Source organism: Nostoc sp. C057 (assembly GCF_013393925.1).
In the GTDB taxonomy this organism is placed as follows: Bacteria; Cyanobacteriota; Cyanobacteriia; order Cyanobacteriales; family Nostocaceae; genus Nostoc; species Nostoc muscorum_A.
This window is the reverse complement of the sequence record NZ_CP040290.1, coordinates 87,202-110,416: the sequence shown is the minus strand read 5'-3', so window position 1 is coordinate 110,416 and position 23,215 is coordinate 87,202. Positions and strand designations below refer to the sequence as shown.

The 23,215-nt window shown below is 41.2% G+C and carries 18 protein-coding genes and 3 pseudogenes; 11 read left to right on the top strand and 10 right to left on the bottom strand.

Features of this window, described 5'->3' with window-relative positions; genetic code table 11:
* Positions 1-676: 676 nt before the first annotated feature.
* The 4 genes and pseudogenes from FD724_RS41545 to FD724_RS41540 form a co-directional block, all read right to left on the bottom strand.
* Positions 677-862: pseudogene (locus tag FD724_RS41545) on the bottom strand (four helix bundle protein); the annotation flags it as partial.
* 355 nt (positions 863-1,217) lie between these two features.
* A pseudogene (locus FD724_RS42295) lies at positions 1,218-1,811 on the bottom strand (ISL3 family transposase); the annotation flags it as partial.
* A 206-nt stretch (positions 1,812-2,017) separates the two neighbouring features.
* Positions 2,018-3,301: a lamin tail domain-containing protein gene (locus FD724_RS38460; protein ID WP_179076822.1), complete on the bottom strand. Its 1,284-nt coding sequence runs from the start codon at positions 3,299-3,301 to the stop codon at positions 2,018-2,020.
* Between the two features lie 938 nt (positions 3,302-4,239).
* Complete coding sequence (locus FD724_RS41540) at positions 4,240-5,202, bottom strand: endonuclease domain-containing protein (RefSeq protein WP_256874778.1); 963 nt, start codon at positions 5,200-5,202, stop codon at positions 4,240-4,242.
* 185 nt (positions 5,203-5,387) lie between these two features.
* On the opposite strand from FD724_RS41540, the gene FD724_RS38450 reads away from it, so the two are divergent.
* The gene (locus tag FD724_RS38450) at positions 5,388-5,693 is read left to right on the top strand and encodes a helix-turn-helix domain-containing protein (RefSeq protein ID WP_306297125.1); all 306 of its coding nucleotides are present in this window, start codon (positions 5,388-5,390) and stop codon (positions 5,691-5,693) included.
* Positions 5,694-6,363: 670 nt separating this feature from the next.
* Complete coding sequence (locus FD724_RS38445; protein WP_179076821.1) at positions 6,364-8,076, top strand: site-specific integrase; 1,713 nt, start codon at positions 6,364-6,366, stop codon at positions 8,074-8,076.
* 29 nt (positions 8,077-8,105) lie between these two features.
* On the opposite strand, the gene FD724_RS41535 is transcribed toward FD724_RS38445, so the two are convergent.
* Positions 8,106-8,234: a hypothetical protein gene (locus FD724_RS41535; RefSeq protein ID WP_256874777.1), complete on the bottom strand. Its 129-nt coding sequence runs from the start codon at positions 8,232-8,234 to the stop codon at positions 8,106-8,108.
* A 249-nt stretch (positions 8,235-8,483) separates the two neighbouring features.
* Here FD724_RS41535 and FD724_RS38440 point away from each other — a divergent pair, with 249 nt between their 5' ends.
* From FD724_RS38440 to FD724_RS38420, 5 genes are all read left to right on the top strand, one after another.
* Entirely contained in the window at positions 8,484-11,189 is a 2,706-nt protein-coding gene (locus FD724_RS38440) for an AAA family ATPase (protein ID WP_179076820.1), read from the top strand.
* Between the two features lie 160 nt (positions 11,190-11,349).
* Positions 11,350-12,273 carry a hypothetical protein gene (locus FD724_RS38435; RefSeq protein WP_179076819.1) on the top strand — a complete coding sequence of 308 codons (924 nt, stop codon included), beginning with the start codon at positions 11,350-11,352 and terminating at the stop codon, positions 12,271-12,273.
* Between the two features lie 529 nt (positions 12,274-12,802).
* Positions 12,803-13,444: a ParA family protein gene (locus FD724_RS38430; protein ID WP_179076818.1), complete on the top strand. Its 642-nt coding sequence runs from the start codon at positions 12,803-12,805 to the stop codon at positions 13,442-13,444.
* Between the two features lie 2 nt (positions 13,445-13,446).
* On the top strand, positions 13,447-13,680 hold the full coding sequence (locus FD724_RS38425; RefSeq protein WP_179076741.1) for a hypothetical protein: 234 nt from the start codon (positions 13,447-13,449) through the stop codon (positions 13,678-13,680).
* A gap of 1,442 nt (positions 13,681-15,122) precedes the next feature.
* Entirely contained in the window at positions 15,123-15,881 is a 759-nt protein-coding gene (locus FD724_RS38420) for a hypothetical protein (protein ID WP_179076817.1), read from the top strand.
* A 403-nt stretch (positions 15,882-16,284) separates the two neighbouring features.
* Here FD724_RS38420 and FD724_RS38415 read toward each other — a convergent pair.
* Positions 16,285-17,592: pseudogene (locus tag FD724_RS38415) on the bottom strand (NF041680 family putative transposase).
* A 315-nt stretch (positions 17,593-17,907) separates the two neighbouring features.
* Positions 17,908-18,756 carry a hypothetical protein gene (locus FD724_RS38410; protein WP_179076816.1) on the bottom strand — a complete coding sequence of 283 codons (849 nt, stop codon included), beginning with the start codon at positions 18,754-18,756 and terminating at the stop codon, positions 17,908-17,910.
* 822 nt (positions 18,757-19,578) lie between these two features.
* On the opposite strand from FD724_RS38410, the gene FD724_RS41530 reads away from it, so the two are divergent.
* Positions 19,579-19,851, top strand: coding sequence for a tyrosine-type recombinase/integrase (locus FD724_RS41530; RefSeq protein WP_256874776.1), 273 nt, complete (start codon positions 19,579-19,581; stop codon positions 19,849-19,851).
* Here the strand turns inward: FD724_RS41530 and FD724_RS38400 are convergent.
* Positions 19,827-20,480, bottom strand: coding sequence for a hypothetical protein (locus FD724_RS38400; RefSeq protein ID WP_179076815.1), 654 nt, complete (start codon positions 20,478-20,480; stop codon positions 19,827-19,829). The two genes, FD724_RS41530 and FD724_RS38400, sit on opposite strands and share 25 nt — an antisense overlap.
* 193 nt (positions 20,481-20,673) lie before the next feature.
* On the opposite strand from FD724_RS38400, the gene FD724_RS38395 reads away from it, so the two are divergent.
* Positions 20,674-20,889: a pentapeptide repeat-containing protein gene (locus tag FD724_RS38395; RefSeq protein ID WP_179076869.1), complete on the top strand. Its 216-nt coding sequence runs from the start codon at positions 20,674-20,676 to the stop codon at positions 20,887-20,889.
* 18 nt (positions 20,890-20,907) lie between these two features.
* Here FD724_RS38395 and FD724_RS38390 read toward each other — a convergent pair whose 3' ends face one another.
* A complete protein-coding gene (locus FD724_RS38390) occupies positions 20,908-21,276 on the bottom strand; it encodes an aspartyl protease (protein ID WP_179076814.1) in 369 nt (122 codons plus the stop codon).
* Positions 21,273-21,590 (bottom strand): hypothetical protein, encoded by a 318-nt coding sequence (locus tag FD724_RS38385; RefSeq protein WP_179076868.1) that lies wholly within the window; start codon positions 21,588-21,590, stop codon positions 21,273-21,275. The genes FD724_RS38390 and FD724_RS38385 overlap by 4 nt, the downstream gene beginning before the upstream one ends.
* Before the next feature lie 211 nt (positions 21,591-21,801).
* On the opposite strand from FD724_RS38385, the gene FD724_RS38380 reads away from it, so the two are divergent.
* Positions 21,802-22,653 (top strand): ParA family protein, encoded by an 852-nt coding sequence (locus FD724_RS38380; RefSeq protein WP_179076813.1) that lies wholly within the window; start codon positions 21,802-21,804, stop codon positions 22,651-22,653.
* A gap of 24 nt (positions 22,654-22,677) precedes the next feature.
* Positions 22,678-23,103: a hypothetical protein gene (locus FD724_RS38375; RefSeq protein ID WP_179076812.1), complete on the top strand. Its 426-nt coding sequence runs from the start codon at positions 22,678-22,680 to the stop codon at positions 23,101-23,103.
* The last annotated feature ends 112 nt before the right edge of the window (positions 23,104-23,215 follow it).

Genomic DNA, 23,215 nt, shown 5'->3' with positions numbered 1-23,215 from the left:
TTGGCTTCTGAGACAATCCCTCCCCCTGATGACTTCCGGTTGGCTACCTACTCCAAACTTCGACCAGTTTTGGAGAGTACATTAGGGGGTTACTTCGTTCCCAATTTTTCGTTTGACGTTGGTTTTAGGATTCTCTCTCTTCACCGAGTTTGTTGTGAGTGCTTATTGGTCTGTCGCTAATCAGCCAACCACTAATCTTTTCCCTTTTGGGACAAGCCTGTCAGCCTTTTGGCTTGTTTTGCATAACGATGATTCAATCAAGAGATTCGTTTTACTATCCATGACCAGCTATGCTAGGCGGGATTCCACATTAGGCTTGCAGTTACCACCATGATTCCCCGCTTCATCCCAACAAAGAACCACTTTGCTGAAATGGGGGACTTGCTTTCACTCCTGCACTTGGAGGGATGGAATTACACCATCACGAAAAATTGAGTTGTCAAGGTTCTGTCGAAATTTCTCCCGAATATTTCCCTTGCCTGTCATCCCCGAATATTTCTATTCGTTTCGACAGAACGAATCACACTAGCGACCTGCAATTATAAATGCCCAAACCTGCAATCATCGCTGTATTGAGCCAGGATTATGGCTCTTGGCAACTTTTGGTGATCTTGGTTGGGGGAAGGCAGAAGGCAGAGGGCAGAAGGCAGAAGAAAGAAAGGAATAAGTAGTAAATTCAAGCTTTAAGTTTGTTTAAACTTGCAACTAATATACTTTGCATTTCCTCAACTTCATTTAATAGGGGTGTGAAAAGATTTCTTTCAGCTAAATCTACTTCTTTGGCAATGATTAATTGCGTATCTAGTTCTCTCAATGAGCCTAATGCAATATGTAAAAAAGCTACCTTTATAACCTTGCTTTTGAATTTCCTCAAATAAAAGTAAGCCTTCGTGGCAACCTTCATTCCAGCGTTGAAGGATGTATTCATGATATGGAACTAGAATACTTCGACCGAGGCTTTTTCGTCTTTGAGGTTCTGGAAAGGTGGGAGTACGCAGATGGTTAAACACACTTGTTACACCAATACCAACTTGACGGGCTATAGCTTTTGCTCTCCAACCTTGTTGATGTAAGTCCCAAACTTGCTGATGAATAGCAAGTCGTCTAGCACGGCGTTGTTCTGCTAATTGTAGTGCCTGTTGTTCACGGCTTGGTCGTGGTACTCGCACAACCACAGTACCGTCGGTTTGAGTTACTGATGAAAGACTGTATGCTTCATCGACGGCTTTGAGAGCTTGATGATGTGTACTGAATACTTGATTAAGAGTTTCAGCTAAGTTCTGTAATAAGTGAAAACGATCTGCAACGTGAATCGCTTCTGGCGCTCCTTGGCGAATACCACTTTCATAAGTTTTTGACCGATCTCGTGAGACGATTTTGATCCCAGGGTGAGCTTTCAACCATTCTGCTAGGGTTTCGGCTTTTGCATCCTTCAATAGAGCAATTGGTCGGCTACGTTCCAGGTCAATCAATGCTGTACCGTAAGTTTTACATTTACGAAAACAAAAGTCGTCTACCCCAAGAATCTGTGGCGTTACGATTGGCGGAAGTGGGATTGAGCGTACTAATTTTAATAGCGTGTTACGAGAAGCTGTTACCCCCAATTGTTCTGAGAGTCTTACCCCTGCTGCACCGCCCAGAGCTAAACCAATTGTACTCAGTCGTTGCGCTAAACGCAGAGTCCTTCTAGCCCTTGGTGCGGTTACACTTGTCAGCCTTTCGGTAAAAATGCGCCGTTTACATAAAGTGTTAATGCAAAAAAACTTCCGCACCCGTAACTGTAGAGTAATGCTGTAATCAGCCCAGGGCAGGTCTGTTAACGGGAGCGATGCGATTTTGTTAGATCGGACTTTAATTCTCAGTTACAAAGGTAGATTCTCAATAAAAACAGTTATTTAGCTGCGATCGCACCCCTAAAAAGGTGATTTAGCACCCGAATTTTAAGCACCTCACAAAATCGCATCGCTCCCTCAGATATCCCCCTATTAAGAGTAAGACAAGCTCCCTTAAATTTTCTTCAGAAAATAATAGTACGTCCTTGCTCTTGAGCTTGTGCTTTGGTGTAACTTACTCGATGCACTACTTTGCCGTCACGGTTTAGCAAACGAATCTCACCGCCTTTGTTAGATAATTGAATTGAGTTTTTAGGCAAGGTAATGGAGGTTGTAGCACCAGAAGCCATGACGTTCGATTGATCTGATAATACATACCGATTGTTCATGGCATCCAACAGAAACCAGCCTTCAAGGGAAACGCTAGCCGACCCAGTGTTGATCAAAGTCACCGCTTCTTTGCCTGGATCTTCTCCTAGAGGATTGACCAGCGCCGCGATAATTCTCACAGGGCTGTCTACAGTAGTAATAATGGGCGGTTGTCCAATATCTGGGGTTGTTGTACCTCCTGAGTCAGAAATTATTCTGTCCTCCGCTGCCCCCAAATACATCGGGAAAAATGTCCGAATATTTTGGTCGTTACCACTTCGGAACAGTTTGAGATCGTATCTAGCACCATTGATAACAGCCTCTTTAGGGGCGCGAGCGCCAATGTGCGCTCGGACAGCACCCATTGCCATGAGTCCTTCAACGCTACATCCAACAAAAAAACCGCCTATTGGTTTAGTTAAAGGACGAGTGGTTCCATTGGGATAATCAGGGGCATCCCATTTAAATGAAATTGTGACCGACTCTGGGAAGTTTTCCTGACCATTACCATATTGACCACGTAGGTAGCCGATGCGATCATCTTTGAAACCAGGTAATCGGTTACGGTCTATAGTTGAGGCGAGACCATCATCTAGATAGTATTTATACCAAAAGTGATAACCTTGTACTTTAGAACCTTCTTGTTCACCGACAAAAACATGTTCAAACCCTGACAACTCAGGATCACCACCTTGAGAGAAACGCCGGAACCAAAGTTCTAGTAACGTAGAATACCAACGTTCGCTTGATACGACAGTGTTTGTGGATTCTTCAACATATCGACGGGCTACTTGCATTGGTGCCGAATCGACGATTGCAGACAAAAGGTTGTGTACCTCCTCGCGCTCTTGAGGTGTTTCAATCTCAGGATCTCTTTCGTCGAGAGCATAGTTATCAAACAATGCAAGGACGAGTTGGTAAGTCCGCATTTTTGACTCTGGAATGTTGACTTCTGACAAAACCTTAAATTCTGATTCACCTCTAGCTGCCGCTACAACCTTGACGTAGCCCTGCTCTGGCTCACCATCTTGACCATCAATAATTGGTTTAACGCCACTACCAGTTTGGTCGGCATCCCAGATTTGCTGATAAATGTCCATAAATGGCTCCCCTTATAAGGATAGAAAAATAAAAACTATGACATTAGATACCCCTTGAACTATTGCCATCCTCACTGGCAACACAATCAAAATTTGCACATCTGCAATTTTTACAGACACCTTAACTCGTTTTCGCTTGAGACCTTCCATTGAGTACATATTTAGTCATGAATCGTTATCTTCTTAGAAAGGTTCTGCGATCGCACTTTGGCACTTCTTCCCTGCACAGGGCGTTGCATCCCATAGGAAGCTTTTGACACTCTCTTGGCTCATATCCATCCTGTGCAGTTATTCTTGAATTCTTTTATAGGAAAATCTGCATATCTAATGCAAGCTGTAACTATTGCTGGGTAAGCCTTCAGGGGTATCAGTCATTGGCGAAAATCTGCACAAAAGTTAACCAGCTATCAATCAGGGAGAAAGTAATCCAATAACCCTACTGTATATGGGTTACAGGCATTTTCGGCTGTGCAGCCCAACAAAACAACCACTAATCAGGGCTAAAGCAGTCCAATAACCTTACTGTATATGGGTTGTAGCTATTCGTGGTTGTACAATCAAGAAATGTGCGATCACACCTGGGAACTTAGTTATCAGAAGTGCTGCTCTGGTAAACTAAATTCTCATAAGTAAAAAAGGATGGCTCATGCCACTCCTTGACTTACCTTTTGTTAATTCCTAGAATTCCGCGATCACACTTGAAAGCGAATGGTTTATTACTTCGATTGTCATCAAGATATATGAAGGCTTTTGGTTGCAATACCTTGTATTGGCAACACTAATTGCTGTTTGCTTTTCATCGCTAAGAGAAAAACACCAAATGTCAATAAACCTAATGCAGAAGAAAGTTCAGGGAAAATAAATAAAATCGCTGAAATACTTATAAATATGTACTTTCTGCCTACATATTTTCTTAGGTTTCAATTCGGATTGCTATATTAACCTATCTTCTTAATTATTTGCAAAAATTCCCTAACAACATCATCTGGATGTTGCTCACACCTGTAATTAGTAAAACGTTGAATTATTGCTATTCCATTATGGTGGAAAAGGCGGTCTCGCTCCTGCTCATTTACTCGGCTTTCTGGTTTGTGAGAAGGGCCATCTACTTCAAGAATACCCCACTTGCCTTCATAAAAAACAAAAAAATCTGCTTCCATATTCCTTCTGCTATCAGTTTTTCTTGGATCAGTAAGACGGGCTAAACAATTGGGCATGAAGAGGACACCAACACGGTCAAGAGCTTTTGCTATTTGAACTTCGGCTTTTGAGCGAAACCGCATCCCCTGCCAAGTATAAATTGGTTTATTGGGATAGAACGGAACCCCTTGATTGTTAACAACCTCATTCGTACAAGGGCTTACACCACTATCTGCACCAACTGCATACGTTCTTGCAATTCCAATTTCAGTTGTTTGATTATTTGATATCGACAGCAAGTTTTCTTTTTGATTTAAGTATTGAGCAATTTTATTTTGGGCATTTATTATATCTTTTTGGGTGATACTTTTTTTCCCAATACAATCAGATAAGGCAGTTTGAATTATTTTTCTTTTAATTTCTATATTTGTCTCTTTTTTTAACTGGAGTCGTGCGTGTACCGAAAGTTTTACATGAGAAATATCTATTTGTATTACTTCGGTAATGATCCTTTTTTCTTCATAAGCCCATGCAATTTCATAGCAGGTACTTGGAGCTAAAGAAATATTTTTATCTTGATGTAACTTAATACATACTTGAGAGAAAGAGCCGTATTGACGAGACTTCCTTTTATCAGTTTTAAAGACTTTGAACCTTAAATACCAGAGGAAATATTCTAGTTCCTTATTGCGTTTAATTAGAGAAGCTATTGTTCTACTGCATTCTAATTCTTCTTTTGGTGATAAATACTTTTCTTCCATAATTTCTCCAGTTAGAGCATCAACTTCTATGTAAAACACAAAATCCTGAGTAACTACTCACAGTAATTTGGCTTCTTGATTATCCTGTGCAGACATCACAGACAGTTTTCCTTTTGTTCTTTCCTCAGAGACTTATTTGGTAATATACTGACTCGCTTATTGAGAATATTATCATTTTAGACGTTTTGTCTGCAAATAGCGACGTTTTGTCCGTAGACGCTTTGTCAGCACTGACAGATGATCGTGTCGTGATCCAATTAAACGACAGCCAAGACATTAAAACTCGATTTGCTAAAGCCGTGCGTCGGCGACGGCGCGAACTCGATTTAACCCAAGAACAGCTGGCTGAAATCAGTAATCTTGATCGGACATATATATCACTTATAGAGCGTGCCGAACGTAGCCCAACACTCGAAAATGTAGAGAAACTGGCTCACGGCTTGGGATTAAAGATTTGGGAATTCTTTTCACGCTATGTAGAGGAGTCTTAGCATCCCCGTTGGAATAAATTGAACAAACCTTCGATACCCCACGATTGCAGTCAATGAAGTGCGATGCTTTCTCTACGAGAGGCTTGTCTGCGACACGCTGCGCGAATGCCAAAGGCGGGCGTAGCCATCGCCAAAAAACATAGGCATCTCTAATAAAAGTTTACGCTTTTTTTGAAGTCAGTCTTGCATTTCGACTGGTTATACAGATACAATTAAAAAAGAAATTAAAACCAAAAAAGCCAAAATTAAATATCAACCCGAAGCCGGGGACATGAGTCCCCGGTTTGTTTTTTTAGTGAACAAAAATCCTCAATTTCATCAAATTGATTGAGGGTTGAAGCGTCATAAATACTTGTGACAAATATTTATGACATTTGTCAAAATAGAACTGCTACTTTAGCGTTAATTTATGAGGATTTCAGATGTTTTAATTGGCAATAAATTGATAGCAAAAATGGTAAATCTCGTGCCATGAGATTGATGCTAAAATGTCATAAATGATGGGGAAATGTTTGATAAAATGCTTTAGTGGGTTCGAGATAGATGCAGTTGATTAAATTAATAATTGCTCATTTATATAACAGCAAATATTTATCCCATCTGCATCAAATAACTGCTATTTATTTGACGTAATTAATTGAAGTTAAAAATTGAAGTTGGAGTGATTCAAATGAACTCAATCCCAGAAACTGTGTATGATGTTTATCAACCTTATTGTGAATATCTTAAATTAACCCAGATCCCCAGCAAGCAAGACAGGACAGCAGGAATTCGTACCGCTATAGTTCGTTTTATGCTGCCTAAATTGGGATTGCCCTTAGCAAAAGGGAAGAAACTGACTCAAGAGGAGGTAAACGCTGGATTGGATTTCATGAAACAGGTGCCGATATCGGAGATGCCTAATGTAATGGGATACCAGAGTGAAGTTTTTGTTTCTTTAGGTGTAGCAGGAAGTGCAAGTGCCCGAAATTACCGAATGCATCTAAAAAAGATGCTCTCTTGGTGCAGTAGTCAATCTTGGTGGAAAATAGCTGCCAAAACAGATGCTGGAAAATATTGCCCTCCCATCCGTCAAAAAAGAGGTCGAGTCGGCGATCATCTGCGGGTTACAGATAAAAAGCTTACATCTAGTTGCCCTAACTATGCTTATGCATTAAAAGAACACGAAACCTCTGATGAATTAAAACAAGAATTCGATAATCTTCTAAGTTTTCAGACAGCAATTGTAGGCAATCGGAAACGTCAAGATGCCCCTTTAAGAAAGCGGAGCGCTATCGCTCATGTTAACAACTGTAAACGTTTATTAGGATGGTTATTCCGTTATCAGGATATACCTCTAAACAAATTAAGTTTAAAAATCCTTGTTCCTGATAGCTGTTTATCTGAAAATGGACAGCGAGATGAAGAAGCTATCGATTATATTATGGATTTTGTTGATGAACATTTACAATGGCTCAGGGAAACTCGTGGAGCTTCCCCTAATACCGAATTAAAAGTGGTGGAATCATTAGTTGCTGTTGCTAAATACTTGTATCACAAGGAATCTAAATCTCAATCTCGTGAACAAGTAGCTAACAAACGTGTTGGATATAAGGATATACCAATAATTGAAGAGTTGCGGCAATTAGAGTGCGAAATCATGGCAAGAGTCAATGTCACACCACGTTGCGCTGATGAATCCAAAAAATGGCTTGATTGGTTAACATTTAAAGCTTGTGTACAGCGTTTACTAGAAGAATGCGCTCCAAAAGATAAATACGGTAAGCAACGCTCTTTACGGGCGATCGGTCAAAGTCATCAAGTCGCTTTAATTTGTATGCTTTTGAGTGCCTTTCCAGATAGATCCAGAACTATACAACAGTTAGAGTTAGGAAAAACTTTAATAAATCGCGACGAGAAATGGTTTGTTGAACATACAGCAGAGGATTTTAAAACAGGAGATACTTATTGTAAAAATGGACAGAAACGAATTGTAGAACTCCCAGCAACTTTATATCCCTTATTGTCGGAGTGGTTATCAAAATGGCGAGAGGTTTTTAATCCAAATCACCCCTATGTATTTACGCAATTGAATGGAAAACCGCTAACAGATGGCTCCTTATACAACTATTTTCGGAAACGAATATATCGTCTGACGGGAAAAGCTTTCACTCCTCACATGGTAAGAGATTCGATTGTGACATATCTCAAACTTTCTGGAACATCGGACTCGGTGCTAGCTGCGTTGGCGGAACTGATGGCCCACGGTCAAAAGATGCAGCATCAGATTTATGACCGCCGTACTCCAGAGCAAAAAGTAGCTCCAGCTTTGCAGGCATTGCAGTCATTGCCTACGGGTACTTTACCACCACCGCCACCGTTGACTGTTAAGCCTCCCAAGTGAAACCTGGGGAGGAGATGTGCTGAAAGTAGTTATCCTACAGCTAACTCTACTGTGTCTAGATTACTTTCGGCTTTCTGATTTCTGGCAAATGAATCTGCAATTAAGTGCAAGACTTCTGCTTGTTCTTCTGGCGGTGCTTGAGCAATCAGCGATCGCAAATTAGTGAGAAAATCAGGATTCGCTCGGTGGCTTTTGCAGTAGTATACTTAAGAACATATAAACATCAAAAAATGCCTGGCCTTTACACCGTTCACTTACAACGCTGCAAGACAAGACATTAAAAAGAACTAATTTTATATATAACTACACTATAGTGTAGAAAGTGTATAACTTGCAGAAGTTGTCTAGAATCTAATAAATTCTATCTTAGGTGAAGCGTGAAAGCAGGCTCTAACAAGGAGCTAATCATGCTTTTAACAGATGACCACAACAAATATTTTAGTGCAGTTCACCAAAATTCTAAACTATTAGAAGCGACTAAATCTAACCCCTGCGTCCACTGCGGGAAACCTGATTGGTGCTATGAGATAGGGGATTTGACAGTCTGCAAACGTAGTGCTGAACCTGCATTGGGTTGGGAGAAAACTAGCAAAACAGATGCAGACAAAACCCCATACTATGCTCCTGTAACCCCCAAAAAGGAAGTAAGACCCAAAGCCAAGAAAGAATTTGTCTATGTGGATAGACAAGGCTTGCCACTAGTAAAAGTAACCCGCATCGACGATGGTAAAGGGGACAGAAAGTTTTTTCAATCCCATTGGGACGGAAAAAGCTGGATTAATGGTTTGACAGATGAAGTTAAAACTAAAGTACCGATATACCGTTATCCGCAAATTAAACAGGCGATCGCATCTGGCAAGCAGATTTTTTGGGTAGAAGGAGAGGGAATTGCTGACCTGCTTTGGGAATTAGGTATACCCGCAACAACAACGCTGGGTGGTTCAAAAGGATACAGTAAGTATGGGGACTACAGTGCTGACCTAAAAGGAGTGAATTTGATACTTTGTCCTGACCGGGATAAGCCAGGAATTCAGTATATGGCTGATGTGGCTGTTGACTACCCCAACGCCAAATGGCTTTATGCCCCCCCTAGCGATTTTTTCTGGTCTAGATTACCTGATAAGAGTGGGTTAGATATTGGAGACTGGATCAATGATGGTGTTACGGTTGAACAAATTATGGATTCTATCTCCGGCAGGATCAGGGAATGGGAACGGTTGCTTGAAGAAACTAAGAGCAACAAGGTTGAGCGATCGCAGGTTGAACAGCTAAAACCAGAGCGAAAATTTACAAAGCGGGAAGCAATAGAACAGGCTAGAGCAATTCTTCAATCAGGGCTTGACGAAATTGAAGAGGCTATTGAACTAGAAGATTTAAGGGAAGAGGCGGGTTTAAGTACCTCTTTCTGGGAACGCCAACTACTGCCACCATTGCGGCGAAACTTGCAATCCAAGCGATTAAAGCTGGAAATACAGGCATTTTTGAGGGAGACAGATTCCATACAGCAATTTACGGAGCGGAGTCGGATCGTAAGTCGATATCATTTGACTAACAGAGAGTTTGAACAGCAGTGCCATGCTATCAGGTATGCCGAAAAGCAGAATACCCAAAAGCCACGACTATTAACACCGAAAGAACTTTTTAACCTTGAGAGTGAAAACCTAAATTTTCTGGTTCCTGGCTACCTACCTCGCTATGCCAGTGGATTAGTATCTGGCTTACCGGGGGCAGGCAAATCATTGTTAACAATTGATTTAGCCTATGCAATCGCCACAGGTGGAGAATTTTTCGGTGAAAAGGTGAAGCAAGGCAAAGTATTGATTATCAACTCTGACCAACCTCTAAACATCACTGCTAGCTATTTAAGCGATCGCGGGTTTGATGAGGACACCCCTAATTGGAGAGTCATTGGTCAAACCCACGATATGGCTGCTTGGACTATTAAGGATTTGGAATTACTTGAGTCTGGGTTAGAGGAGTTCCAGCCAGATTTGATAATTATTGATTCTATTCGTACCACCATTTGCTACCCTCTGGGGATTGAAGAAAAATCCGAAATCGTAGGGCATTGGATGAAGGAAGTAGAGCGCTTGTGCATTCGCTATGGTTCTTTATTGTGGGTTCACCACGACAATAAGAACAAGGATCTAAGTGGTGTCAGTCGTTCATCTGGGTCAACAGCTATTCCTGGAAATGTTTCCTTTCACTGGAGATTGGAAAAAGCAACCAAAGATGACTCAGATCCAAACAGGATTTTCTCAATGCCTAAAACACGAGGATTTGAGCCTGTTGCTCTGCAACTGAAATATGAAGCTAATACCGGGCAGTGGATTAGCCAAGGGCGAGTAGGAGAGTCTCTAGAGGTTGCAAAGGCTAATCAGTCTTTACAACAAAAGATTCTTGACTTGTTAGAGCAACGCCCAAACATTGGTTATGAGGGTACAGAGATAAAGGAAGCTATAGGTAGTGATAGTGTATACACCATTCTTAACCGAATGGTGCAAAGAGGAATTATTGGTAAGCGGAAATCAAAATCTAACACTGCTAAAAACGCCAAAGTCTACTTTGTCAATTTTGAAGGTGATACTGAAAAAGCTGCACAGATCCCCCCCCCTCATGTTTCCCACAGTGGTGTTAGTTTTAGTCCTGAAAGTCTTATAGAACAGGAGTTTCCAAAACCTAACACTAAACCTAACACTTATCTAATGAAACCTAACACCCCAGAAGTGTTAGGTTCTGAAAAACAGGTGTTAGGTTTTGATAATTCTGATAGTGCAATGCTTTCAGCCCAAGAGGAAGTAAACCTAACACCCGAATCTAACAGGGGGGGAGGGTTGTGCGAACTAAAAGAACAATCTGAACCTGTGGTTGCATCTGCTGACACTGCTGACAGTACGCAGTCCAAATCCATCCTCTTTGAGGTTGGCAATCAAGTCCAATTCCAGCATGAGGACTTAAATGGTTGGCATAAGGGTACGGTAAAATCTGTAGTTTTTGAGCAACAATACTTTAATTATTATGAAATTGAGTGTAATTTTTATAACAAACGTTCTCAAGTTTTGGAGAAGCGCACATATAAGGTGATGAATCAAAACTGGGTTAGGGCGATATGAACTTCAAACGTTCCAATGTAGTGGTACGTATTGACAAGGCAACGGCTCAAAGTTAGTCACAACAATGCTTTAAGCTACTTGGCATTTCGTGGCAACTTCTCTAGCCTTGGCCCAATTAAGATTGAATCAGACCGCGATTTGCACACTTTTTCCAATTATCATGCCATCTGCTGAACCTACCCCTAATGAATCTATTGAGGCTGCGCCTCTACTTGAAACCCCATCTCTTGAGGAACAAGTAAATGTTGATACGTCATCACAAACAGATGATATTGAAGTTACATCGGCAATATTTCAAGCTGTTGGCGTAATTACTGGGGAGGTCAACTTAAGCTCAGATGGTCAAAGCACCGTTACTATTGGCCGTTCTCAATATCCACTTTTGTATATTCCGCGAAAACTGAAAGTATTTAATGCTCTCAAGAAAGAAATAGAAGCTACTGGCAACCGTACTCAACGTTTAGTAGTTTATCCCAAGCCAATTCACTTTCCGCGCAAACAGCAACCTCATACCATCGTTTTTCAACTAGTGGGTTTTGACAGAGGACGATTTGAAGAAACTGTCTCAGGAGAGTTAGAAGACCTGGAGTTTAAATTAGGCGGACTATGGCAGTTTATTCCTGTTTGCTCTACTCCCTGCATCTCTGTGTTCCGCAACTTTACTCGTGAAAGGCTGGAATACATTAAGCAGGCTGAGGCTGTTAAAAAGGTGAAATTCATGAAGGCCAGCCATATACCCTTGCTTTGGAAGGATGCACCTATAAGACCCTTTAGATTTAATCCCAAAGCAGCTAATGAGGAGCAAGGGCATCCAGCATTTGTCACCCTGAAAGCGAAATTTCTACCTGGGCGTGATGTCTTTGGTTTTATGGCGCTATTAACTCCACCACAAGAAACTGCACCCAGATTTCTCAAAGCCTCCAAACAGGATAAAGCTACAGTGCAGCAAGCATCTAAAAAGAATAAGCCCTTTGTGCAGGGACTACCTAAAAAGGATAATCAAGGGGGCAGCAATCATCAGCCTAAACCAATCTTGAAAAAAAAGCCTCCTTTAGTTGAAGGAGAAACAGACAATCAAGCTTAAGCATCTGGGTGCAGATCATAATCAGCTGAAGCTAATATTGATATTAAGATTCCACCTAGATGGCGTAAATAGAAGATTCGTGCAACCAGGGGCAACTTAGTATGATGTCAAGTTTGTCAACCCCATTTGAAGGCTTTGCCAAAGGAACTTTGCTGGGTAAAGGATAAGGGGTAAAGGGGAAAGGTTTAAATCCCTTACCCTTTAACCTTTCCCCAGCCCTCATCCAACAATTTTGGGTTGGCAGACTACTAGCAATGTTGTTCCATCAGTCCCAAGGTTGGGATTTTTCTACCTGTGATTGAGAGTTTAGTCCAAGGCTAAATAATTACCAACCCCAACATTGGGACTCAATACTTTTCGGTTAACGGGATTTGTAAAGCTTCCAAATCACGCATAAAGTGTATTTAGCGAAATAACGATTTCGTCCTTTGTTTAACTCGTTCTTTCTTGCTATAACGAAGTCATACTTGAATAAAGAACGAAAGCACGATATAAATAAATCGCTATAGAGCGAAAGAACGATTTCACGATGACTGTAATTGTGGGTGTCATTTCACAGAAAGGTGGCGTTTCAAAAAGCACAATTTCTAGGTTGATTGCCCGTGAGTACGCGGCGGCTGGCTGGGATGTTAAAATCGCGGATCTTGATATTTCTCAAGGCACAGCCACGGACTGGAAACAGCGCCGGGAACTAAATGGTATCCAACCAGAAATTGGAGTTGAACAATTCCGCACTGTAGCGCAAGCACTTAAACACGCCTCGGTTTATGACCTCATGGTTATGGACGGGCCACCACATTCTATGCAAGGGACACTGGAAATTGCCCGTGCAAGTGATTTACTTGTCTTACCCACTGGTTTATCACTGGATGATCTCAAACCGTCTGTACTGTTGGCGCATGAATTGGTAAACGCCAAAATCCCTACGGATAAAATTATTTTTGTTTTATGTCGAGTCGGCGATCGGGAGAATGAAATTGAGGATGCCCGATCATATATTCATAAAGCTGGATATGTCACAGTGGCTGGCTCAATTCCAGAAAAGACTGCTTACCGACAGGCAAGTGATAACGGTCGTGCTGTTTCTGAAGTCACGTTTCCTACTTTGAAGCAACGGGCAGAACAAGTAGCCCAAGGAATTATTGATCTGTTGAGTGAGCAAGAGTCCTAATTATGTCAACTAAACCACCTCCACCACCTCGCAAACCAAGCAAAGGTGAACCACCTAGCATTAAGGAAACAAAAGACAACTTGGAGAAGCCCGATCCAGGTGAAATTTCCAACCTGAATTTTAAAGTACCTGCCGAGTTTAAAAAGAATTTTAAGATTGCGGCTGCTACTTACGGTTGTACCCAAGTCGAGCTATTGCAACGGATTTTTAAATACTGGACAGATAATCATGGCTAATATTGCTTTCGTCTTTTCGCTAAATAACGAAAAAACGATTTATTGTTTTCGTTACTTAGCGATTTGTAATTCAGTAGTTTTCAACACAAGATGTACTGACAAAGCATTAGGTCAGGAACTAGCTGAATTGGTTTAACAGGGCAATGGAGTTAAACTAAGTTGTCTCAATACCAAGGCGGCTCATTTTTACAGAACCCCAGTTACATTTCAGTAATTCTTCAAACAAAGGGTCGCCAAAATTCATTAATCGTAGTGAAGGGGGTATGAGTAGCATTCGCGCAGAAAACCGGGTTCAAATATGTTACATGAGTAATACAAGCATGTTTAAAAGCTGAAACCCTTATTTTCTGGTTGAGTAGTGATTTGATGATAAGCAGAGCGTCAATGACCTTAGTTCTGGATAAAATCCTTATCTAATTAGGCTTTCAAGCTTATCCCGGTTTTCGGTTCGCCTGCTACTCAAGCCCCTAACCCTAGGTTTTGTAGCCGAGTCAGGAGGGTGACTTCCTGGCTTAGGCATCCACCTAGCCATAGCAAGGATTTCATTTTTTCTTCGTGCCCTTCGTGTATAATTAACGAACACAAGCTCCAAGCCCTATACGTTCGCACAGCATTGAGAGTCCTAGAGAAAGTATTAAAAGTAAATTACAGCTAATTAACTTAATTGCTAATATTTCAAGAAAAGTAAAGTTTATTCCTACAAAGAAATGAGTACCTAGCTGCAAAAAAATAAGGCTGAGGATACCATTAATAGGGGTTTTTTGTACAAACCCTCGAAAAGGGGGATTAAGGAATTTAATCTTGAATGGTGCTTTACCTTAAAAGAAAGCGCAAACCTTCATAGAGCTATAGGTCTGGGAGAGTATCATTAGTCCTTAGAGGATCTAAGAATTGCATTTTGAGACATAAAAAGAGACATGATTTGGGTATGTCTCAAAAAGTACACTTTCTGAGACAGGGTTTAGCCAAGAATCTTATCTGGCAAGAGTTATAGGGTGATAGCGTTAAAACTCACTTTTCATAATCTCCCTTTTCGAGGGTTTATCCCAAAAACCCCATGTTCCTGACCTGTTTGTAGAGCCTCTCCCCAACTTTCTTCAACCGTGGTTCCCTGCCTCTGTTAGCTCCTAGCCGTTGCAGCCAATAAAAATTACTTATATTCTTACGACCGAATCAGGGTTACAGCCACGGTCACTGGTAAGCATGATTAAATACTCAGTGCATTGTCTACGCAAGATGGAGGTTTGGGGCGGTTAGGCGGTCTTCTTGACAGATCAGCGCTTACGTTCGTCCTTCGTCATTAGCAAGAGTTTCAGTTCTCTTTACGTTTTTTAACATAGTTTGGTTGATGACAACCGAGTTGCTTAATTCTTAAAAAGTTACGAAATTGGCTCCGACAAGCTCGTAGTCTTAGGAATGAAATGAATTTCAGGAGGACGCTAATGACAAACAGTAAAATCCGAAAGATTTTACAACATACTTACCAGCTTGGTACAGCGGTGAGTACACTATTCATCCTCACAACTTTTGTCAGCCCAGTGACTGCACAATCGCTCAGTCCAGATAAGCCAGCACCATTACATTCTGGAGTCAATTCCAGTGTAGCAGACAGTTTTGTTGGCCCCCATTTCTACTACTTTCTAGCCGGCCCAGGAAAAGTGGATGTTCACATCAAGTTCACATCTATGGGGTTGTTAGGTAACGCTAATACAGCCACAATTGGAATTGATTTATATGACGAAAGACAAACTTGGAAAATTCATAGGGATTTAACTTCAAAGGGTACAACTGCACAATTAACTTTCCCTGGTGATTTAAAGCAAAAAACTAAAGTGATTATGCGTATTCAGCCACCCCCTCAAGGTTTAGTTAGAACTGGAGGTAACTATGAAGTGCAACTTCTAGGCACTGTTCAATATGACAGCAATACAGCATCTGGGCAGCAAGACCAGATAGTGAAGACTTACCAAATTATGTCATGCATCCAAAACGTTTATGAGTGCGGTGTTGCAAAGTTCTATCCTGATGGAACTTTTAAAATTTCTGATGGTCACACGGGGACATGGAAGCTTTTTGACTCAGAAGCAAATATTTATGTTTTAAATATTAGTGGTCACAATTTGAGTGTGAAATTGATGCCAGGAAGAGGCTTGGTTGAGCCGAATGATGTGAATTCCATTCTTTTCCAAGAAGTTAGGTGATGTGGTTATAGAGGTTCAGTTAGGTCGAGGGGGAGTATTATCTCCCCCTCGACCTAACTGAACCCCAAAAAGTCCCAAGCGGTTGACGTAGAAACAGACCAATAGCTGTGAAACCATTTGCTCCCTTAATCCCATTACATTCAGAAATTCCTTCTTGCTTCTGTCCAGTCTTATACATGGGAAAGTAGCTTTTTCTGCTCATCGGAGTCTTTCCGACAATATCCGCTCAAATTACTAAATTTAGGGGTAAGGGTTGATATGTCTCCTCTGTAATTTTCACACATCCAATCCATAATGTTTTTATGCTTTTCGTCTTTACTGGAGTTTAGACTAAGCTATGCAAAACGACCCAGCAGGGCTGAGTTAATTAGAGACTTAGCGAAATTATAAATAATCTTTAGTATTAAACCGCAACTGATGGCTCTTTACGTGGTCGTGTTACGATTTTTTTAACAATCGGGCATCGGTTTTTACGGTGACGCTTTTTTCCGGCTTCCCAACCAGGGGACTTTCCGCGAGGTTTGGGTGGAAGGGCTGGAGTACCAATGGCGGCGAAAACTCCACCCATAGCTTGAGCAACTCTTCCAGGGGTCAAATTACCCTGAGATTTCTGCCAAGGTAGAGGATTGTCAGCAACGATATCACGGGCTAACCACAACTCCCAAGTCATAAAAGGCATTAAGTCGCTCCACCGCTCGGATTGTTTAGGAGTGCCTAGCTTGGGAACAGTCCAATGTAGACGTTGTTTTAAAAAGCGATACCAATGGTCAATTGTAAAACGACGCAAATAAAGTCGCCAAACTTCCTCCACAGGTGGCATTTCTTCTCCTACCCAAGCCAACCACAAAGGTCTTAACACTCTCAAGTTACCTTGTGCATTGAGACGTTCAACCCGCAGGAGTAGCATCGGACACGCTGCCGCTTTACGGAAATGTAAATTTTTCCAGAGGCTAACTCTTACCCGTTGTAGTTTCGGATCATCCAATTCTAAAACAGATTCTGCATCACTCCATGTCGCGGGTTCACTAAGTTTGAATTTAGACCCGTGTTTTTTGGGTCGTCCTTTACCCGAATAAGCTTCAGGTTCACCCCATAAACAAAGATTTGAGCGCAATCTTACCAGAATATCTGCGGGAATACTGGCAGTTTTCAACACAAAAGGCGCACACCCATATTCACTGTCCCAAACTGAAATTGGTCTAACGGCTAAATGTTTACACACCTGTTTAAGTTGCCAAACCGCTTTCTGAATTGGGCTTTCGCCACTTGTGATCCGTTCATGTCTCAAGGGTAGGTTTCCAACTACCTGATTTTTCTGGTATCCAGGCAATTGTGCTATATCCTTGACCAATGCTAATCGGTTTATTTTCTGCTATGGATGTGCCACTATGCTCATAAGTCCTCTCTTGCAGCGTTACTGCATCAGGGCGAGCCAGTTTGTGTGGTCGCCTGCTAACAAGGGTCGTCCCTCTACTGGTATCTGTTTGATGTATAACTGCATCAATTTCTGTCGCTGCGGTCTGCTATCTTGTAGCGCTTCATAAATACTTGACCACTTGCGTCTGAATACGGGTGATAAAGATAAGTCTGCTAATGAATAAACATTGCGAGTCAGTAATATGGCATCTGTTAATTCAAAGGTCGCGTCTTTGGCTCTACCTAAATATTTGTAGGCTACTTGACGAAACTCTTCAAGTCTGGCATTTTTCATGTTGGCAGGTGAGTAATGGTAGTTCTTTTCTCACTTTCTGCCAAAAGGGGGACTGTATTCAATCAGACACCCCTTTTTTTCTTAATCATTCCCCATCTAATCTCTATCTGATAATGATAATCGAATAGGGAGGGGGTGGGAGAGAAACGAGCGTCGCTCGTTTCTCTCCCACCATTTTCATGATTATCATTATTGTATTATTCTCTCTGCAAACATACTACACAATAATTGTTCAAGGTCGCGGATGTTTTGAGGCTGACAAGATAATATTTTTAACCTCTAATTCCATTTGGTTTGCGTTCTCTCATATCGCTTTTAGTCTAAACTCCAGTCTTTAATCACTGCGTATAAACTATTACAGGTCGTTGCGGCCTCGATTCTTTTATTAATTTCTTCTTGCTCAAGTTCAAGCTTGTCTTTCAAGTTTGCTGCACAGAACAGCCAATTAAAGCAGTAAAGCGAGGGAAAATCATCAGTAGGATGCTTTTGTTTCCACAATGAAATTGCGCTATCTAATTTATTTTTTGCTTCTTTCCAATCAGGATTTTCTTTATCTTTCAGTGCATAGCCAAGCTGGGCGTAGAAGCGGTAGGTATCATTTTCGTATTCCGAGTCGATCAATGCCTGAAAAATTGGAATTGTTCTCTCGATGATTCCCTTTTGGTTAGAGCCATTGCGACGCGCATCTTTAGCCATTTTATAGATAGTTTCTGTTGCTGAAGACGATGCACTATGAATCTTTTCACGTAACTCACTTAGCGTTACCTTTTTATGACCAGTCTCACTCAGTTGAATATCAACCAAGCTTTTTGCTTCGGCATCTGCCTTATCTTGATCTACTTGTTTTTTAGCTTGAATATCAACTTTTTCAGAAAGTTTGTCGATTTTCTCTTGGAGAGTGAACTCAACAGAGGTGGGAGTCACTTTTGCAGATGAAATCCTTTCAACTATGTCTTTGAATTTGACCTCTGAATTCACGATTAAAACTATCATTAGAACTCCCATATCTACGGGGGTAAATCGTTTTCCTCCTAGCTTTCCGAACGGAATACAGACTAAATATAACAAGCTGAAAATTACAAGTATATGCTTTAATACAGCCGCTATACCCATATTATTTTCATTATCAGATGGAGATGAAATAGCCCTGTTACTTAATGGCATGAGAATGTTCCTGATAAATAATGTTGTTTTATTCGGTTTGAGTAAGCTGTTCACAAAATTAAATGCGCTTACCCTACGTTTTCTGGTCAGATACTACCTATAGCCTATAAGTAAGTATTAAGGACTCCTCAAAAACGATCTGTCCAACTGCTTCTTCTTTGCTTCAAACGAATGAGAGGTTTTTCCGGAAATGACCGATATTTCCCGAACCACAGGCAATCAATTTTTACCCCAAAACGAGCCAACCAAATTCAACAACAGCCAAAAGCTTTTGGCTGTTGTTGAATGCTAGGACGTGCAGACATCTTTTAACATTGCACCGATTTAAGTGCGAACGCACAGTAAAAAAATCCGTTGCATCGTTTGCCACTTGTTTCAAAACTTAACCGCTTTGGGGTAAACCCGTGGCGGTTGAGGCAGATATAGCGTCAGCTAACACAAAGTGCAAACTAAACTCTATTTGGCATTGCGCCAAGATGGACGTATTTAGCAATTGATAACAGTTCGCAATAACTCTTGAGTGGCGCGTTATCTAACGGAGTAATAGGGATCGTGGCGTAGTAGACTGTCCATAATAAGAACGCGTACACCGGACACTACCAGCGAGAGTAAATGAGGCTACCACCCCCAATCCGTTTACCCAACAAGCATTACAGGTAAGCGAGAATACCTTACACCAAGCGAAGTGCGATCTCTACTAAATGCCGCACTTGAGCGCAAAGCTCGTTATTCTCACCGTGATTATACACGCTCTGTTGCTCATGTTTCGCCACGGTCTGAGGGTGGGGGAAGCTGTAGGGGCTAAGTGCGGTTTAAGATGGGATGCACGCTCTGTGGGCCGAACGCCAGATTTTCATCACCAGGGAAAAGGGCAGTGACTCAGGGGTGCATCCCTTGAGAGATGATGAATTAGTTTTGCTCAAAGAACTCAGAGAGATGTTGCCCGATAGCAAATATATTTTCGTTTCCGAGCGTGGTGAGGTGATGTCTACTGATGCAGTGCGAAAGCTGCTTGGGCGGCTGGCGGCACAGGCTGGGCTTGATATCAAAAGACTAATGAAAAAGGTCACTTATCTAGAAGCATTAAGCTCTTGAAAACTTGCGCTTACTAACCTGTATTGTGAATTTACTTCTTTCCATTGCCTTGGTAAAATTTCATCACAAATTCTAATTAACTCATCATTCATATCCTGTACATAATCAGATCCATAAAATACATCTGTGGCTGATTTAATAAAGATTCGATGTTTCTGACTATCATTCTCTACTGCCTTTAAAAGGCTATTGAGTTGCGCCTCATAATCTCTATAAAAGCTAAGATTTTTATGTGAAATCGTACACTGAAAATAATTTAGAACTGATTTTACATATTTCTGAAAATGCCAATAAAAATTGCTTTTCTTATCCTTATTAGGATCAATTGGTTGGTTGTTAAATCTCCTTAGCTCATCTTCTATTGTTTGCAATGACTCTCTCTTGTCTCTATACTCTAAACCAGTATTTCTTAACCAATTAATTAATTCTTTTGGGGGAGTAGTTCGATTAATTAAGTGTTCTCTAAGAGTTGATAGCTGAATTGAGTAATTATGATGTATTACCTCAAGCTCCTTGAATGAAACTTCAACTACAGTTTCATAAATTTTCTCTATTTTCTCGTATTTTAAGTTGTTCCAATTAGAAACTTTATCTGAAAGGAACTTTATTACATCAATAATATCAGACATTTGTACCTCTCCTTTAGCAAGCGGATCATCAAGTCTTTAGCGTAACTTTCTGAACTACTGCTCATTGCACTCATAATTAACCTAATTAACTTCAATCCATCAGGCAAATTATGCCTCCATTAGATCCAAGATTCCAGCTTCATTCACCACTCTTAGGAATTAGATTTCAGCTTCAACCAGGTATTGAGCCGAGATAAATGCCAACCTGAGCGGTGCTGACCTGAGCGATGCCGACCTGAGTGGTGCCGACCTTATTAATGTCAATCTTATTAATGCCAACCTGAGCGGTGCTATTGTTGTGAAGGCCTTATTTGGAGGGACTGTAGGTCTTACAGATGATATGAAGCATGACCTAGAGCGGCGAGGTGCTATTTTTGGAGATCGCCCTCCAGTTCTGAGTCCTCGTTAAGTCCTAACAATTTTTGGGTTATCTGTTTTCTAGTGTTAACACCCTAGACGGCATATCCACCACCAACCGTCGAGTTTTTAACCACTGGCGACCAAGTAAAACTTCTGACACTCCTTCACCCACATGAACAGGAATATCAAATTCCTGTCCATCAATTCGTACTTTTCCTAAATAAATGTCAAATTCTGCATTTCCTTGGGCTGTGAGCATTGTTTGCTGTTCTACATAAATCCAATCAAGTGCTTCTAAATCCTGGTTATTAATTGCCAACCACCAAGAAAAACCTGTATCAAAAAGTGCTTCTACTGGTAGTTGGAATCCGTCAGCAGCTATCAATTCTATCTCAAAAAATAATTCATCCTCATCACCAAAGTTGCCAGAAATCATATCGTGCCGCACACCCCAGTTTCATTGATGCGGAAGACGTGCAGCCGGAAGTTCGGGTATTTTTCATGTGCCATCTGGGCAACTGCTAATGCATCCTCATTAATAAAATATTCTCCGCTTTCTGGTTCAACTGCTACATACCAGTTGTAGTGAGTCTTAATTAAAGAAGGCTGCAATTTTTGAAAGATTTGTTCGCAACGCTGCTTAAATTCTGCTTTTTCAGCTTTCCATTGAGCTTTCTTCTCTTCAGACCACTGGATTTCGGGGAATATTCTTCCTCGGCGCACTGTACGAGTAGACTTGGCTTCAGTCATGGTTAGTTCTGCTTTACTGCAATATCTATATTGAACTGCAATCCAGACTACTTGGGGTTTATCGTTGGCAAGTTTAGTCTGGAGCATTATAGTTTAACTAAAATACAATTCTACTTTTGTACAAAAGTAGAATTGCACTATAGTACAATTCTACAAAAGTAAATTAGTATATTGGTTACATTGTACTTTAGTATTTTTATGTAATTGTTTTATGCCAAATCCGCCAACAGTCGTCTCCTTGGGCTTGGCTGGGGGTCAGGGAAAGTCTACGGTAGCCTTGATGCTGGGGAGGTATTTGGGGCGCTTAGGAATTCCCGTTTTGTTTGTGGATTGCGACCCCCAATCTAGCTTGACCAGTTTTTTAGGGGTGCAAGTGCAGCCTGATACCCCAACATTACTGGAAGTTCTGACACAACCAGAAGAGAAAACAAAAATTCTTGATGCCATTGCGTCTGTACCTAACGTTAAACTGGGCGACCGTACCATTAACAATACCAACCTGTTCTTAATTCCTTCCGATGATGGCTTGGAGAGTGCTAACTATAAATTGGCCTCCAGTGGCTTAAGTCTGTTTATTCTCAGGAATCGCCTGCAACCAATTGTGAGTAATTTTGGCGTGGCAATTGTAGACCCACCCCCAGAACGTTCACATTTAGCGCAGACTTCCTTGGGTGCTGGCGATAGATGGGTGATTCCAGCAGAGTCAAACGTCAAGGGAGTGCAATCGCTGTTGCGGACTATGGAATTAATTAAAGAATTTAAAGCAGCCCTACCTTATGGTGAACTACTGGGTGTAGTGCCATTTCGCGCACGGTGGACTGGTTTGCATCCAACAAACGCTACTAAAACCAGTATCGATACCATGCGGCAGTTGATAGGGTCGGATTTGATGTTGCCGCATATTTTGGAATCGGATGTATTCAAAAATGCCATCAACCAACGGGTTGCGCCAACAGACTTGGGGCAGCCAAATCTGGAATATACGATTCATGTCTTAGCTCAACGACTCAGGCCAGCTTTGTCAAAAGAATATGCCAAATTAATTCCCTTAGAAACAGCGTAATAAATTTTACAAATAGGTGAAAACATGAATATTCTAGATGAAATCAGAAATAGAGCGGTTGCACCAACAGTTGCACCACGAGAAGATGTGTTAGCTCCACAACAGCAGGATTCACCTACAAGTGATGTTAACGTGACCTCGACTGCTGATAGCTCCGTTTCGGAACTCACTTTATTAGAAGAGCAACTAGCGAACTTCCCTGAAATTGCGCCTAGAGTACCTGTCCGTTTGGAAGTTGCAATAAAGCAAGAACTCGATGATCTATGCAACCAAGAAAAAATCACAGTTGAAACGCTGTTGGAAGCTTTTTATGTTACTTGCAAAGAAAAAGATACAGTCATGAAACAAGTACTAAAAGAAGCCAAAAAACGGCTGAAGAGCCGCAAAGAAGCAGGTAACATTCGCTCTAGCATTACTCGTTTAGCTAATTTGGCCAAGAAACTAAAATAGCAATCAGTCCAAAGTGCAGATACAGACACAATATCTAGGAATAGAGCGCCTTATAGCCAAAATAAGTGTAGAGAAATGGTGTTCTAATAAGTAATTTTCGTGGTGTGGCGAT